This window comes from Neisseria chenwenguii, from assembly GCF_002216145.1.
GTDB lineage: Bacteria > Pseudomonadota > Gammaproteobacteria > Burkholderiales > Neisseriaceae > Neisseria > Neisseria chenwenguii.
In genome coordinates this window covers 389,436-404,643 of record NZ_CP022278.1, presented here as the reverse complement: position 1 = coordinate 404,643, position 15,208 = coordinate 389,436, and the positions used below count along the sequence as shown (strand labels likewise).

17 protein-coding genes and 1 tRNA gene are annotated in these 15,208 nt (G+C 53.2%); 13 read left to right on the top strand and 5 right to left on the bottom strand.

The window, feature by feature from the left end; translation table 11 throughout:
• Positions 1–191 precede the first annotated feature (191 nt).
• Complete coding sequence (gene mltB, locus BG910_RS02030) at positions 192–1,274, top strand: lytic murein transglycosylase B (RefSeq protein WP_089035405.1); 1,083 nt, start codon at positions 192–194, stop codon at positions 1,272–1,274.
• A gap of 86 nt (positions 1,275–1,360) precedes the next feature.
• On the opposite strand, the gene BG910_RS12090 is transcribed toward mltB, so the two are convergent.
• On the bottom strand, positions 1,361–1,519 hold the full coding sequence (locus tag BG910_RS12090; RefSeq protein WP_157694011.1) for a hypothetical protein: 159 nt from the start codon (positions 1,517–1,519) through the stop codon (positions 1,361–1,363).
• Here BG910_RS12090 and dnaX point away from each other — a divergent pair.
• On the top strand, positions 1,518–3,668 hold the full coding sequence (gene dnaX / locus BG910_RS02025) for a DNA polymerase III subunit gamma/tau (protein ID WP_089035404.1): 2,151 nt from the start codon (positions 1,518–1,520) through the stop codon (positions 3,666–3,668). The genes BG910_RS12090 and dnaX overlap by 2 nt on opposite strands.
• Positions 3,669–3,752: 84 nt before the next feature.
• Complete coding sequence (locus tag BG910_RS02020) at positions 3,753–4,088, top strand: YbaB/EbfC family nucleoid-associated protein (protein WP_089035403.1); 336 nt, start codon at positions 3,753–3,755, stop codon at positions 4,086–4,088.
• Positions 4,089–4,207: 119 nt separating this feature from the next.
• Here the strand turns inward: BG910_RS02020 and BG910_RS02015 are convergent.
• The 3 genes from BG910_RS02015 to BG910_RS02005 form a co-directional block, all read right to left on the bottom strand.
• Positions 4,208–4,283, bottom strand: a tRNA-Asn gene (locus BG910_RS02015).
• 156 nt (positions 4,284–4,439) lie between these two features.
• Complete coding sequence (locus tag BG910_RS02010; RefSeq protein WP_089037090.1) at positions 4,440–4,919, bottom strand: NemA protein; 480 nt, start codon at positions 4,917–4,919, stop codon at positions 4,440–4,442.
• Positions 4,920–5,107: 188 nt separating this feature from the next.
• Positions 5,108–5,455 (bottom strand): TonB family protein, encoded by a 348-nt coding sequence (locus BG910_RS02005; protein ID WP_089035402.1) that lies wholly within the window; start codon positions 5,453–5,455, stop codon positions 5,108–5,110.
• A gap of 610 nt (positions 5,456–6,065) precedes the next feature.
• Between BG910_RS02005 and dapF the strand changes: the two genes are divergently transcribed.
• From dapF to BG910_RS01980, 4 genes are all read left to right on the top strand, one after another.
• On the top strand, positions 6,066–6,914 hold the full coding sequence (gene dapF / locus BG910_RS01995) for a diaminopimelate epimerase (protein WP_089035400.1): 849 nt from the start codon (positions 6,066–6,068) through the stop codon (positions 6,912–6,914).
• Between the two features lies 1 nt (position 6,915).
• Positions 6,916–7,515 (top strand): hypothetical protein, encoded by a 600-nt coding sequence (locus BG910_RS01990; RefSeq protein ID WP_089035399.1) that lies wholly within the window; start codon positions 6,916–6,918, stop codon positions 7,513–7,515.
• Positions 7,516–7,693: 178 nt separating this feature from the next.
• A complete protein-coding gene (gene cysK / locus BG910_RS01985; protein ID WP_089035398.1) occupies positions 7,694–8,626 on the top strand; it encodes a cysteine synthase A in 933 nt (310 codons plus the stop codon).
• A 152-nt stretch (positions 8,627–8,778) separates the two neighbouring features.
• Entirely contained in the window at positions 8,779–9,300 is a 522-nt protein-coding gene (locus tag BG910_RS01980; protein WP_408633790.1) for a prokaryotic membrane lipolipid attachment site family protein, read from the top strand.
• A 92-nt stretch (positions 9,301–9,392) separates the two neighbouring features.
• Here BG910_RS01980 and BG910_RS01975 read toward each other — a convergent pair whose 3' ends face one another.
• Positions 9,393–9,773, bottom strand: coding sequence for a YkvA family protein (locus tag BG910_RS01975; protein WP_089035397.1), 381 nt, complete (start codon positions 9,771–9,773; stop codon positions 9,393–9,395).
• 394 nt (positions 9,774–10,167) lie between these two features.
• On the opposite strand from BG910_RS01975, the gene sdhC reads away from it, so the two are divergent.
• From sdhC to gltA, 6 genes are all read left to right on the top strand, one after another.
• Complete coding sequence (gene sdhC, locus BG910_RS01970) at positions 10,168–10,545, top strand: succinate dehydrogenase, cytochrome b556 subunit (protein ID WP_089035396.1); 378 nt, start codon at positions 10,168–10,170, stop codon at positions 10,543–10,545.
• Positions 10,539–10,880 (top strand): succinate dehydrogenase, hydrophobic membrane anchor protein, encoded by a 342-nt coding sequence (gene sdhD / locus BG910_RS01965; RefSeq protein WP_089035395.1) that lies wholly within the window; start codon positions 10,539–10,541, stop codon positions 10,878–10,880. The genes sdhC and sdhD overlap by 7 nt, the downstream gene beginning before the upstream one ends.
• 2 nt (positions 10,881–10,882) lie before the next feature.
• On the top strand, positions 10,883–12,646 hold the full coding sequence (sdhA, locus tag BG910_RS01960) for a succinate dehydrogenase flavoprotein subunit (protein ID WP_089035394.1): 1,764 nt from the start codon (positions 10,883–10,885) through the stop codon (positions 12,644–12,646).
• A 137-nt stretch (positions 12,647–12,783) separates the two neighbouring features.
• A complete protein-coding gene (locus BG910_RS01955) occupies positions 12,784–13,491 on the top strand; it encodes a succinate dehydrogenase iron-sulfur subunit (protein ID WP_089035393.1) in 708 nt (235 codons plus the stop codon).
• Between the two features lies 1 nt (position 13,492).
• A complete protein-coding gene (locus BG910_RS01950; protein ID WP_089035392.1) occupies positions 13,493–13,753 on the top strand; it encodes an FAD assembly factor SdhE in 261 nt (86 codons plus the stop codon).
• An 83-nt stretch (positions 13,754–13,836) separates the two neighbouring features.
• On the top strand, positions 13,837–15,117 hold the full coding sequence (gene gltA, locus BG910_RS01945) for a citrate synthase (protein ID WP_089035391.1): 1,281 nt from the start codon (positions 13,837–13,839) through the stop codon (positions 15,115–15,117).
• Positions 15,118–15,208: the final 91 nt, after the last annotated feature.

Sequence of the window (15,208 nt, the reverse complement as noted above, 5' to 3'; positions counted from 1 at the left end):
CAGACGGCCTTTTTTATTGACACTTTCCAACCTAGCAACATTTGGAATCGGCTGAAGAGATAACGCAAAATAGCCGGCAGTATTGTTGCCAATCTCTTTATTGATCCATTCCGGCGTTTTTTCGGTTGATTTTTACTAATCTTATAATATACTCAACCTAACTTTCCATTATTAAACCAAACGGACACATCATGAAAAAGTCACTCCTCCTCGCGCTGACCACCGCCGCTTTGACGCTCGCGGCTTGTAACAGTACCAAATCACCTGCGCCGAAATCAGGCGGCGAGCCTGTCAAACCCGTTAACCAAAGCAAGCGTCCGGCGTTTGATGCGGCGGCGGAATCTGTGGCCAGCAGCGGTTTTTCGGGCAACAGCAATGTTCAGTCGTTTATCCGTTACGAGGTAGAGCAGGGGCGTTTCAGCGAGGCGCAATGGCAGGATTTTTTCAATAACGCGGTTTATAAACCCAACATCATCACAATTATCTACCGCCCGGGCACGTCGCGCCCGTGGTACGAATTCCGCACCGGCAATTCCGGCGCGGCGAAAACGGCGGGCGGACGGCAGTTTTACGCCGCCAACCGTGCGGTGATTGATGACGTGGCCGCCAAATACGGCGTTCCGGCTGAGCTGATTGTGGCGATTGTCGGCATCGAAACGAATTACGGTAAAAATACCGGCAGCTTCCGCGTTGGCGATGCGCTGGCGACACTGGGCTTTGATTTCCCGCGCCGTGCCGATTATTTCCAAAGCGAATTGAGCGAGCTGATGCTGATGGCGAAAGAAGAAAAAACCGACGTGTTCAGCTTCAAAGGCAGCTACGCAGGCGCGATGGGGATGCCGCAGTTTATGCCGTCGAGCTTCCGCAAATGGGCGGTGGATTACGACCGCGACGGCCGACGCGATATTTGGGACAACGTCGGCGATATTGCCGCATCTGTGGCAAATTATATGAAAGTACACGGCTGGAAAACGGGCGGAAAAATGATTGTGCCCGTGAGCCTGACCATCAATCCGCAGCTTCAGGCCATTATCGACGAAAAAACGGCGCTGACCCGCACGGTTGCCGATTTCAAAGCAATGGGCGTCGTGCCGAAAACGGCGGTGGCCGACAACGAAAAAGCCGTGCTTTACCGCTTGGAAACTTCGCCCGGCGTGTTTGAATATTATTTGGGGCTGAACAATTTTTACAGCGTCTGGAAATACAACAACAGCCGTATGTATGCAACCGCCGTGCGCGATATTGCCAATTCGGTGGGCGCAGCAGGGTTGTAATTGTTTTGCACACAAAGGCCGTCTGAAATACGTTGTTGTGTTTTCAGACGGCCTTTTGCTGTTTGATACGAAAACGCCAAACACGCCTAATGCTGCGCCGCGAGCGATAAAAATGTTAGAATGCCGCATCGCGGAGCAGGCCGTCTGAAACTCCGCTTGCCGAGCATGGTGGTTCGACTTTGCTCATCGACCACCAAAGTTTTCAGACGGCCTGCCGATTTTCCAGTTATCCAGAGAAAACCCATGGCCTATCAAGTTCTCGCCAGAAAATGGCGGCCGAAAACCTTTGCCGATTTAGTCGGTCAGGAACACGTTGTCAAAGCCCTGCGCAACGCGCTCGACGAAGGCCGTCTGCACCACGCCTACCTGCTGACCGGCACGCGCGGTGTGGGCAAAACCACGATTGCGCGGATTCTGGCCAAAAGCCTCAACTGCGAAAATGCCGATCACGGCGAGCCCTGTGGCGTCTGCCCGAGCTGTACGCAGATTGATGCGGGGCGTTATGTCGATCTGCTGGAAATCGACGCTGCGTCCAACACGGGCATCGACAACATCCGCGAGGTGTTGGAAAACGCCCAATACGCGCCGACGGCAGGCAAATACAAAGTCTATATCATCGACGAAGTGCATATGCTGTCCAAAAGCGCGTTCAACGCGATGCTCAAAACGCTGGAAGAACCGCCCGAACACGTCAAATTCATCCTCGCCACTACCGACCCGCATAAAGTTCCCGTAACCGTATTGAGCCGCTGTTTGCAGTTTGTTTTGCGCAATATGACCGCGCAGCAGGTTGCCGACCATTTGGCGCATGTTTTAAACAGTGAAAACATCCCCTACGAAGCGCCCGCGCTTCAGCTCTTAGGCCGCGCCGCCGCAGGTTCGATGCGTGACGCGCTGAGTTTGCTCGACCAGGCGATTGCAATGGGTTCGGGCAATGTCGCCGAGGCTGATGTGCGCCAGATGATCGGCGCGGTCGATAAAAGTTATCTCTACCAACTGCTGCAAGGCGTTGCCGCACAAGACGGCGCCGCGCTGCTGGCCAAAGCGCAGGAAATGGCCGCGCGTTCCATCGGTTTCGACAGTGCATTGGGAGAACTGGCCATGCTGCTGCAACAACTCGCGCTGATTCAGGCCGTGCCTTCCGCGCTGGCGGCGGACGACCCCGAGCGCGACACGCTGCTTGCCTTGAGCCAAATCTTGAGTGGCGAGCAAATCCAGCTCTACTACCAATGCGCCATCCACGGCAAGCAAGACCTCAGCCTCGCGCCCGACGAATACGCGGGTTTTGTAATGACGCTGCTGCGTATGCTGGCGTTTGCCCCGCTGGCGGCGGAAAACCATCCGTCAGACGGCCTGTTGGAACACACCCAACTTCACGATGCGGCTGGAGCGTCGATTCCGCCAAAAAAGCCGCAGGCTGAACCCGTGCCCGTAGCGGTTCAGGCAGCCATGCCGTCTGAAAACGCCGCAGCGGAAGAGAAAGAACTGCCGCCGTGGGAAGAAGCAGAAGCGGTTGAAAATCAGGCCGAACCGGCTGTTCAGACGGTCTCTGATATTGCCGAACCCATGCCGTCTGAAAATGACGCGGCAGACGGATTGGTGCAGGCTGATGTTCAAACGGCGGAAATGCTGTTTGAAAAAGTGCCGTCTGAAAAAACAGATAGGGCAGAAGAACAGCCGCAAGCCGCCGAACTGCCGTCTGAAACGCCCGATCCCGCCGCCGCAGCCGTGTTCACGGAACCCGAATATCAAGAATATCCTGCGCCCGAAGACATTTACCCGCAGGATTTTCAGACAGCCTATGCCGACGAGCCGGTTTACATGCCGTCTGAAAATAATGACGGCAACGCCTATCCGTCGCCCGATGACGAAGCCGACGAAGGCAGCGCACTGCCGGCTGCTGATCTCGATATTCCCGCTTTGGCAGACGACGCCGACGAGGCCGAAGAAGAGGGCGCGGGCGGGCCGCAGTTTGCCCCGCTGCCCGAGTTCAAGCCCGAAAACTGGGCGCTGATTGTGCAGCGTTTCGCGCAGAAATTCGGCGCCGCGCAAATGCCCGCCCAACACGCCGCGTGGACAAATTACGACGAAGGAAGCCACCTGATGCTGCTTTCGCTGACCGACGACGCGCGCAAAACCACCAACAAAGAGCGTTTGGACAAAATCCAAAACACCCTCGCGCAAGCCTACAATCTGCCGCTCAAGTTGCAAACCGAACCCTGGCGTGACGATGCAGGCTGGGAAACCCCCGAAATGCGCCGCCTGCGCCTGCAACGCGAAGGCCGCGACAAAGCGCAGCAGCTGCTCGAAGCCGACCCGACCGCGCGGCAGATTTTGGAAACCTTTGAAGCGCAATGGCAGCCCGAATCGCTGGAATTGTCTGACGCGCAGTAAGATTTTTTCAGACGGCATGATTCGGATTCAGAGGCCGTCTGAAACCCCGTTTTCAACACCCACTCAACAAACAGGAGTACAAAAATGTTCGGAAAAGCCGGATTGGGCGGCCTGATGAAACAGGCGCAGCAAATGCAGGAAAACATGAAAAAAGCGCAGGCCAAACTTGCCGAAACCGAGGTGGACGGCGAAGCAGGCAACGGCCTGGTCAAAGTCACCATGACCTGCGCCCACGTCGTGCGCAAGCTGGAAATCAGTCCGGATCTGATTGCCGAAGCTGCCGACGACAAAGAAATGCTGGAAGATTTGGTCATGGCCGCCGTTAATGCCGCCAGCGCCAAAGCCGAAGAAACCACCAACAAAACCATGGGCGCGTTCACGCAGGGTCTGCCTGCAGGCATGGGGGATTTTTTCCGTTAAAACGGAAGAGGCCGGTTAAGATAAAGCCGTCTGAAAAGTTTTCAGACGGCTTTTATTTTTGAACCGGAATATCTTGAGGATAATAAAAAAGCCTGAATTTAATCAGGCTTTTTTAAATTTGGCTCCCCGACCTGGGCTCGAACCAGGGACCTGCGGATTAACAGTCCGTCGCTCTACCGACTGAGCTATCGGGGAATAGAGTGCATTATAAAGGCTGGAAAAAATGTGTCAACGTTATTTTCTAAAAAAAACGTAGCAATATTACAAATGTTTGAATGTTAACGAAATTTAATGAGATGCGTAACTGTTATAGCAATGCAAAACAATCCTTACGGAGTAATATTGCGGTTTTTAAGGGCGGGCGCTGACGAGTTTGCCGCTTTGGAATACCTGTTGCTGCATGACGGTGCCGTTGTAGGCGTAAATGGTCAGCGAGCCGTTGTCCGGCATGGCTCGGAATTGGAGCAGCTTGTTGCGTGGCAGGGTGTAGGGGTCGGTACGCTTTTTGCCGTCGCTATAAAAGTCTTGTACAAGATAGCTGCTGCCTCGTTTGCTGATGAGCTGACGGTAGAATCCGCCTTTGACGGCGCTATCGGTTGCGTTGCCGTGGGTGTCGAAGTGGGTAACGATTTGTTCTTCGATAATTTTGAGGCCGTCTGAATTTTGTGCGCGGTTTTTGTTCAGTCCGATCGGGATATTCAATGATGTGCCTAAGCCAAGATGGCTGCCGATGCCTGTGCCCAGTCCAATACCGACAGACATGCCGGGCGTGCCGTTGGAGCAGGCGCATAAAGTGAGGGTGAGTAGGGTGGTTGCGAGGACGGTTTTCATGGTGAACATCCTTTATCTGTTTGCTATCAATTAATTATACGGCGTTTGAGCAGATAGGGCGGTTAGCTTGGGTAAAACATTTCGGAAATTTCAGATGGCCTGCCGTTGTTTTGTGAGGCCGTCTGAAAATGAAAAAAGCACTTTCTGTTTTGAAGAGAAAGTGCTTTTTTAACAATGCGATATTGAAATTATTTCAAGCTGGCTTGATGGATGGCGCCGGTTTCTGAGAATTTGATTTCTTTTATAACGCTCAGTTCGCGGGCTTCGCCGTTGATGGTGGCGGGTTTCATGGTTTGTGCTTCCAGCCATTCGACGGCGCTGTTGTCGATGCTGACTGAGCCGCTGCTGCGGACGATGCGGACGTTGCTGACATTGCCGTCGGCACCGATGGTCAGGCGCATAGCGACGTTGCCGGTAATCGGGGCGGTGGCTTCGGAGGCTTTTTGGTAGAACGATACGCTGCCGGCCACGACGGCTTGAGAGGCGGCCAATACGGCGAATGCGGTCAGAGCGGAGAGGGTGCGGCGGATAGTCATGATGAAAGTCCTTTATGAATAATACGTTTGTCGTAATTTTACTTGGGTGTCAGCCCGTTGTTTTAATGATGAATTCCGAAACTGTTTATGCGTTTGAGCTGTGTTTCGTTGAGGTGTATTGTGCCGTCTATACATTTGGGATGCAAGAGATAAATGCGCAAATTTTCGGATAAACGGTATGTTTTTTATAAGTAAATATTCTAATTTTGTATGTTTTCAGATTTTTAGTGGGTTGTAAAATTGGTTGTTACCTTATATAACTATTTAAAATCAATATGTAAGCAGTGGCTCCGGTGTGGCAGTGGAGGTGTTTTGGGAGACGTGGCGAATTTGGGTTTTGATGTGTGGTAAAAATACCGTTTGTCTCTTTTTTGCACCGATTATTTGATTTTTGAGCGGTTAAACAGTCGGAATCGGGATATGTTTTGCTGGAATAGGTTTGGTACTTTGAGGCCGTCTGAAAATACACCCGAAATTTTCAGACAGCCTCTCCGGTTGGTATGGGGCGGGTTTTTCCGATAAAATGCAAAACGGCTTTGATGGCCCAGCTTAATCTGCGCGGCCGAAATTTGGGAAACTGCAAACGGCAGCAAATAGAAGGAAGTAAAACATGAAAACTTTGAGATTTACGAAAATGCACGGCTTGGGCAATGATTTTATGGTCATTGACGCGGTCAATCAGGCGTTTGACCCGAAGGAGGCGCCGTTGGCTGCTTGGGCGGACCGTTACCGCGGTGTGGGTTTCGACCAGCTTTTGGTGGTGGAAAAACCGACTTCGGATTTGGTGGATTTCTGTTACCGTATTTTTAATGCCGACGGCGGCGAGGTGGAGCAGTGCGGCAACGGTGCGCGCTGTTTTGTCCGTTTTGTTTCGGATAAGGGCTTGACGGATAAGAAAGAAATTTTGGTGGAAACGGCGGGTGGCGTGATTGTGCCCAAGCTGTTGGAAAACGGTTTGGTAACGGTCAATATGGGTAAGCCGCGTTTCATGCCGTCTGAAATTCCGTTTGTGCCGTCAAGCGACGAGGCGGCGGATGCTTTGGTGCATATTGTTTTGGTCGGTTTGGAATCGGTACCGGTTTCTTGTGTCAACATCGGCAATCCGCACGCGGTGATTGCGGTGGAAGATGTGGATTCCGCGCCGGTCGGCCGTTGGGGCGAGGCGATCGAGTCGCATGAGCAGTTCCCCGAGCGGGTAAACGTGGGCTTTATGCAGGTCGTCGACAGCCGTAACATCCGTTTGCGCGTGTATGAGCGCGGTGCAGGGGAAACGCAAGCCTGCGGTACGGGCGCCTGCGCGGCGGTTGTGGCGGGCGTGCGGCTGAGTTTGCTGGACGCAGGCGAGCCGGTAAAAGTTTCGCTGCCGGGCGGAGATTTGTTTGTCAGCTGGCAGCCGGAGGGCGAAGTGATGATGACGGGCCCTGCGGAAACGGTGTTTGAAGGCGAGCTGCAATACTAAAATGGATATTTTTTTGCTTGCGGCAGCAGCTTATGCTTTGGTGTGGCTGCTGCTGATTTTTCGTGCGGGAATGTTCCAATGGTTTTGGGGCAGCATTTTGCTTTGGCTGGCGGCGGGCTTTTGGGGTGCGCAGCTTCTGCCGGGCATTTGGGGAATTACGGCGGCGGGGCCTTTGTATGTGCCGCATCTTTATCTGACGGTCGCCAGCCTGTTTTTCTTTGTGAACTGCTGGCAGAAAGCGCCGGAGGGGAGCTACTGGCTGGCAGATGAAAAACACGTTGCAGTCGGCTTGTTTGCCGTCAGCAATATGCTGATGACGTTGGCTTTTTTTGTTTTGTCGGCGATGGTGTGGTATCACTATCCGACCACGACGACGGCGTTTGCCCTGCCTGCAATGCTGGAGTTTTACGCGCTCAAGCCGGTTTATTGGTTTGCGTTGCAGTTTGTTTTGATGGCGGTTTTTTATCTGCACCGCACGGTGATCATGGAACAGCCGACGCATTGGTTCGGCCTGCGCCAGCTTAAGGCGGGCTTTCTGTTGGCTTTGTTGTGTGAGGCGGCAACGGTGTTGGCCATTATGTTGGAAGTAAACCGAACCTAAGGTTATAAGGAAAGAAACTTTGGCTATTGGTTTTTCAGACGGCCTGGGATTATAGTAAACGGAATTAAAACGCCTACTGCGTCGCCGCAGCCTTGTTGCCTTGTATCCGTCTTAATTGTATTCACATCAACCGCCAAACTGTATCAATTTATCAGTTATAGAGTTATAGGAGTAGGAAATGAATATTGCAAACAGCATTACCGACTTAATCGGCAACACGCCGCTGGTCAAATTAAACCGCCTGACCGAAGGCCTGCACGCAGAAGTCGCCCTGAAACTGGAATTTTTCAATCCGGGCAGCAGCGTAAAAGACCGTATTGCGATTGCGATGGTGGAAGCCGCCGAAAAAGCCGGAAAAATCAATAAAAACACCATCATCATTGAGCCGACCAGCGGCAACACCGGTATCGGTTTGGCGATGGTTTGCGCATCTAAAGGCTACAAACTGGCGATTACCATGCCCGAGAGCATGAGCAAAGAGCGCCGCATGCTGCTGCGCGCGTTTGGTGCCGAGCTGATTCTGACCCCCGCAGCCGAAGGCATGGGCGGCGCGATTTCCAAAGCGGCCGAACTGGTTCAGAGCAATCCCGATGTTTACTTTATGCCGCAACAGTTTGAAAACGCGGCCAACCCGCAAATCCACCGCGAAACCACCGCTGAAGAAATCTGGCGCGATACCGACGGCAAGGTCGATATTTTCGTGGCCGGCGTGGGCACGGGCGGTACCGTTACCGGCGTGGGCGAAGTGTTGAAAGAACGCAAACCCGAAGTGCAGGTTTATGCGGTTGAGCCGGCTGCGTCGCCCGTATTGAGCGGCGGCGAAAAAGGCCCGCATCCGATCCAGGGTTTGGCACCGGGCTTTATCCCGAAAAATCTCAATACCGAGATTTACGACGGCGTAATCAAAGTCGAAAACAACGACGCGTTTAACACCGCCCGCGAAGTGGCGAAAAAAGAGGGCGTATTGGTCGGTATTTCTTCAGGCGCAGCAGTTTGGGCCGCTCTGGAATTGGCGAAAAAACCGGAAAACGCCGGCAAGCTGATTGTGGCGGTGATTCCGTCTTACGGCGAACGCTACCTCTCAACCCCGCTGTTTGCCGATTTGGCATAAATGCATGAAAAGGCCGTTTTTCAGACGGCCTTTTCTTTTGCTTGCAGCCGATATGTGCCATAATACGGCCGTCTGAAAGCCGTTGTAATCAGACGAAGTTTTCAACTGTAATATTTTTGATGCAGTTGGTTTCTCCGACAAATCCGATTATAATCACGCGCATGAAAAAACAAATTATCCTCCTCTCTGCATTGGCGGCGCTTGCCGGTTGTGAAACGCTGCAATTTCCGATGATGGGCGAAGTTCCGCTCCGTCCGACAAACGTCAAACCGAAACCCGTGCCTTCCAAGGGCAAGTCTTCCGAAGCGCCGGCTTCTTTCCGCTTGGCTTCAAGCCATTGGTCGGACGTTTCCAAAATCCGCGACGAAGCGACCCGCCTGAGCTACCAGGTCAGTCAGGGTAAACTGACGAAAGTCCAGGCCGCGCAATATCTCAACCGCTTCCGCATCCAGCAGGTCGGCCGCAATTCGGTGGACGACAGCATGTATGAAGTTTACCTGCGCTCTGCGGTGGACAGCCAACGCGGCGAAATCACCACCGAGCAGTCCAAACTCTACATCCAAAACGCTTTGAAAGGCTGGCAGCAACGCTGGAAAAACATGAACGGCAAGCCGGATAATCCCGCGTTTACCAACTTCCTGATGGAAGTGATGCGGATGTCGCCGCTGCAATAAGTGCGCTTGTTTTGAATTTGAAAGGCCGTCTGAAAAGTTTGAATTTTGTTCAAACTTTTCAGACGGCCTTTGCTGTTTGCATTGCGCTTAACTTAGGAGTTTTTGCCCAACAGCTTATCCGCCGCTACTCGGGCTTGCTCGCGGATGGTGTCGGTCATGTAGGCTTTCATCTGCGCGTAAACTAGCGTGATGACGGCGATGTCGTCGCTGAAGCCCAGCGGGCCCAAAAGGTCGGGAATACTGTCGATGGGGCTGAAGAAATAAACCAGCGCACCCAAGATGATCATTTTCGCGCGTTTTGGGGTGTGCGGTGATTTCCAAAGGAAATAGAGTCCGTAAAGCTGGCGCACGACGGGTGCACCCAAGCGGCCGGCGAAGCGGGCGAGTTTGCGCAGGAAGCCGGGTTCGTCCAGCTTTTTGCGGCGGAATTTCGGGATGTAGTCTTCAGAGGATGGGTTGTTTGGGTTTTCCATAATCTGCCTTTTGGTGTGGTGTGAACGAAATATATATGCCTGCGCTTTGGTTTGAAATCAAGGCTTATTTGTTTAAGGTTTGGTAAGGCCGTCTGAAAAGAAATGTCGGCTTGGTTGCAGGCCGTCTGAAAATCTATTGTTTTCAGACGGCCTGAGCGGATGTTTCCAGTTGCGGCGGCGGGCGGGTAACTGCTGCGAAAGGATTAGGGCGGATGTGTCGGCGGTTTAAGACCATTGGCTTATCCGATGGACGGTGTGTAAAAAAAGATTAGATTGTTTACAAAACGGGCTGTTCAAACGGTGGTAAAACGGGTACATTACAATCCTGTGTAGTCTGATGTAATTTCCGACTGCGCGGTTTTGAGAAAACGATAACGACTGAGGAACAGAACTTATGGCTGCAAAACCCCGTCCTGTTTATTTAGACCTCCCCAATATCCGTCTGCCGATACCGGGGATTGTTTCCATCCTGCACCGCATCAGCGGCGTGATCTTATTCATTACCCTGCCTGTTTTGCTCGGGCTGCTCGCGGCTTCCCTTAACCGCGAATCGGTATTCGTCTCCTATCTGCATTTTGTTTCCCATCCGATTGTGAAGCTGGCTCTGATCGGCGTGTTGTGGGCGTTTCTGCACCACGCGCTGGCGGGTACGCGTTTTCTGTTTTTGGATGCGCATAAGGGTTTGGAACTGCAAACGGCGCGTTTGACTGCGAAAATTGTGTTTGTTTCCGCATTGGTGTTGACTGTCGTGATTGGAGCGCTGTTATGGTAAACCGCAAGCTGGCCGGTGCCCACTACGGCTTGAAAGATTGGGCGATGCAGCGTGTAACCGCTGTGGTAATGCTGCTTTATATTGTGGCGCTGATTGCTTTTCTGCTGCTTTTGCCGGGCGAGTATAGCGAGTGGAAAACATTTTGGAGCAATGCTTGGGTGAAACTCTTTACCCAGCTGACGTTTATCGCGCTGTTTATCCATGCCTGGGTCGGTATCCGCGATTTATGGATGGACTACATCAAACCTTTCGGTCTGCGCCTGTGTTTGCAGGCGGGTACGGTGGTTTGGCTGGTGGCGTGTCTGGTTTATTCGATTAAAGTGATTTGGGGGTGAGTATGGGTTATCCTGTCCGTAAGTTTGATGCCGTGATTGTCGGCGGCGGTGGTGCAGGTCTCCGTGCGGCGCTGCAGTTGTCCAAATCAGGCTTGAATTGTGCCGTATTGTCGAAAGTGTTTCCGACCCGTTCGCACACCGTGGCGGCGCAGGGCGGTATTTCCGCTTCGCTGGGCAATGTTCAGGAAGACCGCTGGGAGTGGCATATGTACGATACCGTGAAAGGTTCGGACTGGCTGGGCGACCAAGATGCGATTGAATTTATGTGCCGCGTCGCGCCCGAAGCGGTCATTGAGTTGGAACACATGGGTATGCCGTTTGACCGCGTGGAAAGCGGCAAAATCTACCAGCGCCCGTTTGGCGGCCATACTGCGGAACACGGCAAACGCGCGGTCGAACGCGCCTGCGCGGTGGCCGACCGTACCGGCCATGCGATGCTGCATACGCTTTACCAGCAAAACGTCCGCGCCAACACGCAGTTTTTCGTCGAATGGACGGCGCTTGACCTGATCCGCAACGAAAACGGCGATGTGGTCGGCGTTACCGCGATGGAAATGGAAAGCGGCGATGTTTATATCTTCCATGCGAAAGCCGTATTGTTCGCTACCGGCGGAGCAGGGCGCATTTATGCCTCTTCCACCAACGCTTTCATGAATACGGGCGACGGCCTGGGCATTTGCGCCCGTGCGGGCATTCCGCTGGAAGACATGGAATTCTGGCAGTTCCATCCCACAGGTGTGGCCGGAGCGGGCGTTTTGATTACCGAAGGCGTGCGCGGCGAAGGCGGCATCCTGCTGAATGCCGACGGCGAACGCTTTATGGAACGTTACGCGCCGACGGTAAAAGACCTGGCTTCCCGCGATGTGGTTTCCCGCGCGATGGCGATGGAAATTTACGAGGGGCGCGGCTGCGGTAAAAACAAAGACCATGTTTTGCTGAAAATCGACCATATCGGTGCGGAAAAAATCATGGAAAAACTGCCGGGCATCCGCGAGATTTCCATTCAGTTTGCCGGTATCGACCCGATTAAAGATCCGATTCCCGTTGTGCCGACCACCCACTACATGATGGGCGGCATTCCGACCAATTACTTGGGCGAAGTGATTGTGCCCGAGGGCGACGACTACGAAGTGCCGGTAAAAGGGCTGTATGCGGCGGGCGAATGCGCCTGCGCGTCGGTGCACGGTGCGAACCGTCTGGGTACGAATTCCCTGCTTGATTTGGTGGTGTTCGGCAAATCAGCCGGCGACAGCATGATTAAGTTCATCAAAGAACAAGAGGGCTGGAAAGCGCTGCCGGAAGACGCGGGCGAACTGACCCGCCGCCGTTTGGAGCGTTTGGACAACCAAACTGACGGCGAAAACGTCGATGTGTTGCGCCGAGATTTGCAGCGTTCCGTACAGCTTCATGCAGGCGTGTTCCGTACCGACGAAATTCTGCGCGAAGGCGTGAAACAGGTGATGGAAATCGCCGAACGTGTGAAGAAAACCGAAATCAAAGACAAGAGCAAAGTCTGGAATACCGCGCGTATCGAGGCTTTGGAATTGGACAATCTGATTGAGGTGGCGAAAGCAACGCTGGTGTCTGCCGAGGCGCGCAAAGAATCGCGCGGCGCACACGCGACCGACGATTACCCCGAGCGCGACGACGAAAACTGGATGAAACACACGCTTTACCATCCGCTTTCCAACACGCTGACCTACAAGCCCGTACACACCAAACCGCTGACCGTCGACTATATCGAACCGGCCAAGCGCGTCTATTAAGCGACGAAGCAGTTTTCAGACGGCCTTATGGCAAAACAGAGACTGAGGCCGTCTGAAAAATATCAGAACAATAAAACCAACGCCCGACGGTCTGCCGGATTGAAACAGGCCGTTGCCGGGATAAAGGAACACTTCCCATGGAAAAAGTAAGTTTTGAAGTTTACCGCTACAACCCCGATGTGGACGACAAGCCGTATATGCAGAAATATGAGCTGGAAATCGAGCCGACCGACGTCAAACTTCTCGACGCGCTGGTCAAACTCAAGGCGCAGGACGATACCCTGTCGTTCCGCCGTTCCTGCCGCGAAGGCATCTGCGGTTCGGACGGCATGAACATCAACGGCAAAAACGGCTTGGCCTGCCTGACCGACATCCGCAGCCTGAAGCAGCCGGTAAAAATCCGCCCGCTGCCCGGCCTGCCGGTGGTGCGCGATTTGATTGTGGACATGACCCAGTTTTTCAAACAATACCATTCCATCAAACCTTACGTCGTCAACGACACGCCGATCGACGCCGATAAAGAGCGCCTGCAAACCCAAGAGGAGCGTAAAGAGCTGGACGGTTTGTACGAATGTATCCTTTGCGCCTGTTGCTCGACCCAATGCCCGTCGTTTTGGTGGAATCCTGATAAATTCGTCGGTCCGTCCGGTTTGCTCAACGCCTACCGCTTCATTGCCGACAGCCGCGACGCCATCACCAACGAGCGTTTGGACAACCTTAATGACCCGTACCGCCTGTTCCGCTGCCACACGATTATGAACTGTGTGGACGTCTGCCCGAAACACTTGAACCCGACCCGTGCCATCGGTAAGATTAAAGAAATCATGTTGAAACGGGCCGTATGAAATGAAAGTGTTCGACGATACGGACAAGCGGAAAATCCGCTTCCAAACCCGCCGCGGATTGCTGGAGTTGGATTTAATCTTCGGCAGGTTTATGGAGCAGGAATTTGACCGTTTGAACGACGAAGAGTTGGCTTTGTTTACCGAGGTTTTGGAATTTCAAGATCAGGAGCTGTTGGCTTTGGTCAACGGACACACCCAAACCGACAAAACCCATCTCGTTCCCATGCTTGAAAAAATCAGGGCGGCTGCGCAGAATGCTTAAGGCCGTCTAAAAAAGTGCCGTCTGAATTTCAGACGGCATCAAATGCAAACTAAGTGCAACCGTTTTTACAAAGGAGTAAGCAGATGTCAACTGTCAAACTTCACGCAGACAATCAAAACGATTTGGAACTGCCGGTATTGGAAGCCACCATCGGCCACAACGTGGTCGATATCCGCGCGCTGACCAAAAATACCGGCCTGTTTTCATTCGACCCGGGCTTCGTTTCCACCGCAAGCTGCGAATCGAAAATTACCTACATCGACGGCGACGAGGGTTTGCTGTATTACCGCGGCTATCCCATCGAGCAGCTGGCCGAAAAATCCGATTATCTGGAAGTCTGCTACCTCTTGATTTACGGAGAACTGCCGATGCCCGAGCAGAAAAAAGAATTTGTCCATATTGTCAGCCACCACACGATGGTGCACGAACAGCTGACTTGGTTCTTCCGCGGTTTCCGCCGCGATGCGCACCCGATGGCGATGATGGTGGGCGTGGTCGGCGCTCTGTCGGCATTTTATCAGGACAGTTTGGATATTACCGATCCGAACCATCGCGAAATCGCCATTTACCGCCTGATTTCCAAAATCCCGACCATTGCGGCGATGTGTTACCGCTATTCAAACGGCCTGCCGTTCAACTATCCGAAAAACAATCTGAGTTATTCGGAAAACTTCATGCACATGATGTTTGCCACGCCGTGCGAAGAATACAGGCCGAATCCGGTATTGGCGCGCGCGCTCGACCGCATCTTCATCCTCCATGCCGACCACGAGCAGAATGCTTCGACTTCCACCGTGCGTCTGGCCGGCTCTTCGGGCGCGAATCCGTTTGCCTGTATCGCCGCGGGCATTGCCTGTCTTTGGGGCGCGTCGCACGGCGGTGCCAATGAAGCCGTACTGAACATGCTGGACGAAATCGGCGACGTATCGCGTGTGCCCGAATACATGGAAGGCGTGAAACAGCGCAAATACCGCCTGATGGGCTTCGGCCACCGCGTTTACCGCAATATGGATCCGCGCGCCAGCATCATGCGCGAAACCTGCTACGAAGTCTTGAAAGAGCTGGGTTTGGAAGACAGTCCGAAATTCAAGCTGGCGATGGAGTTGGAACAAATCGCGCTGAAAGATCCGTTCTTTGTCGAGCGCAAACTGTACCCAAATGTGGATTTTTACTCCGGCATCGTTTTATCGGCGTTGGGTATCCCGACCGAAATGTTTACCGTTATTTTCGCCTTGGCGCGCAGCGTGGGTTGGATTTCGCACTGGCACGAAATGATCGGTGACCCGTCGCTGAAAATCGGCCGTCCGCGCCAGCTTTACACAGGCGAACCGCGCCGTGATTTCGTACCGCTGGACAAGCGCTGATTAAAGCGTATGCTTCCGGAAGCAGGGCGGAACAGGTAGGGTTTTCAGACGGCCTTCCGCTTTGAAACCGCCTGATTCCGCCTTTTAATTT

Coding starts and splice junctions, on each gene's coding strand:
- mltB (WP_089035405.1), top strand. CDS start 192: ATGAAAAAGTCACTCCTCCTCGCGCTGACCACCGCCGCTTTGACGCTC.
- dnaX (WP_089035404.1), top strand. CDS start 1,518: ATGGCCTATCAAGTTCTCGCCAGAAAATGGCGGCCGAAAACCTTTGCC.
- BG910_RS12090 (WP_157694011.1), bottom strand. CDS start 1,519: ATGGGTTTTCTCTGGATAACTGGAAAATCGGCAGGCCGTCTGAAAACT.
- BG910_RS02020 (WP_089035403.1), top strand. CDS start 3,753: ATGTTCGGAAAAGCCGGATTGGGCGGCCTGATGAAACAGGCGCAGCAA.
- BG910_RS02010 (WP_089037090.1), bottom strand. CDS start 4,919: ATGAAAACCGTCCTCGCAACCACCCTACTCACCCTCACTTTATGCGCC.
- BG910_RS02005 (WP_089035402.1), bottom strand. CDS start 5,455: ATGACTATCCGCCGCACCCTCTCCGCTCTGACCGCATTCGCCGTATTG.
- dapF (WP_089035400.1), top strand. CDS start 6,066: ATGAAAACTTTGAGATTTACGAAAATGCACGGCTTGGGCAATGATTTT.
- BG910_RS01990 (WP_089035399.1), top strand. CDS start 6,916: ATGGATATTTTTTTGCTTGCGGCAGCAGCTTATGCTTTGGTGTGGCTG.
- cysK (WP_089035398.1), top strand. CDS start 7,694: ATGAATATTGCAAACAGCATTACCGACTTAATCGGCAACACGCCGCTG.
- BG910_RS01975 (WP_089035397.1), bottom strand. CDS start 9,773: ATGGAAAACCCAAACAACCCATCCTCTGAAGACTACATCCCGAAATTC.
- sdhC (WP_089035396.1), top strand. CDS start 10,168: ATGGCTGCAAAACCCCGTCCTGTTTATTTAGACCTCCCCAATATCCGT.
- sdhD (WP_089035395.1), top strand. CDS start 10,539: ATGGTAAACCGCAAGCTGGCCGGTGCCCACTACGGCTTGAAAGATTGG.
- sdhA (WP_089035394.1), top strand. CDS start 10,883: ATGGGTTATCCTGTCCGTAAGTTTGATGCCGTGATTGTCGGCGGCGGT.
- BG910_RS01955 (WP_089035393.1), top strand. CDS start 12,784: ATGGAAAAAGTAAGTTTTGAAGTTTACCGCTACAACCCCGATGTGGAC.
- BG910_RS01950 (WP_089035392.1), top strand. CDS start 13,493: ATGAAAGTGTTCGACGATACGGACAAGCGGAAAATCCGCTTCCAAACC.
- gltA (WP_089035391.1), top strand. CDS start 13,837: ATGTCAACTGTCAAACTTCACGCAGACAATCAAAACGATTTGGAACTG.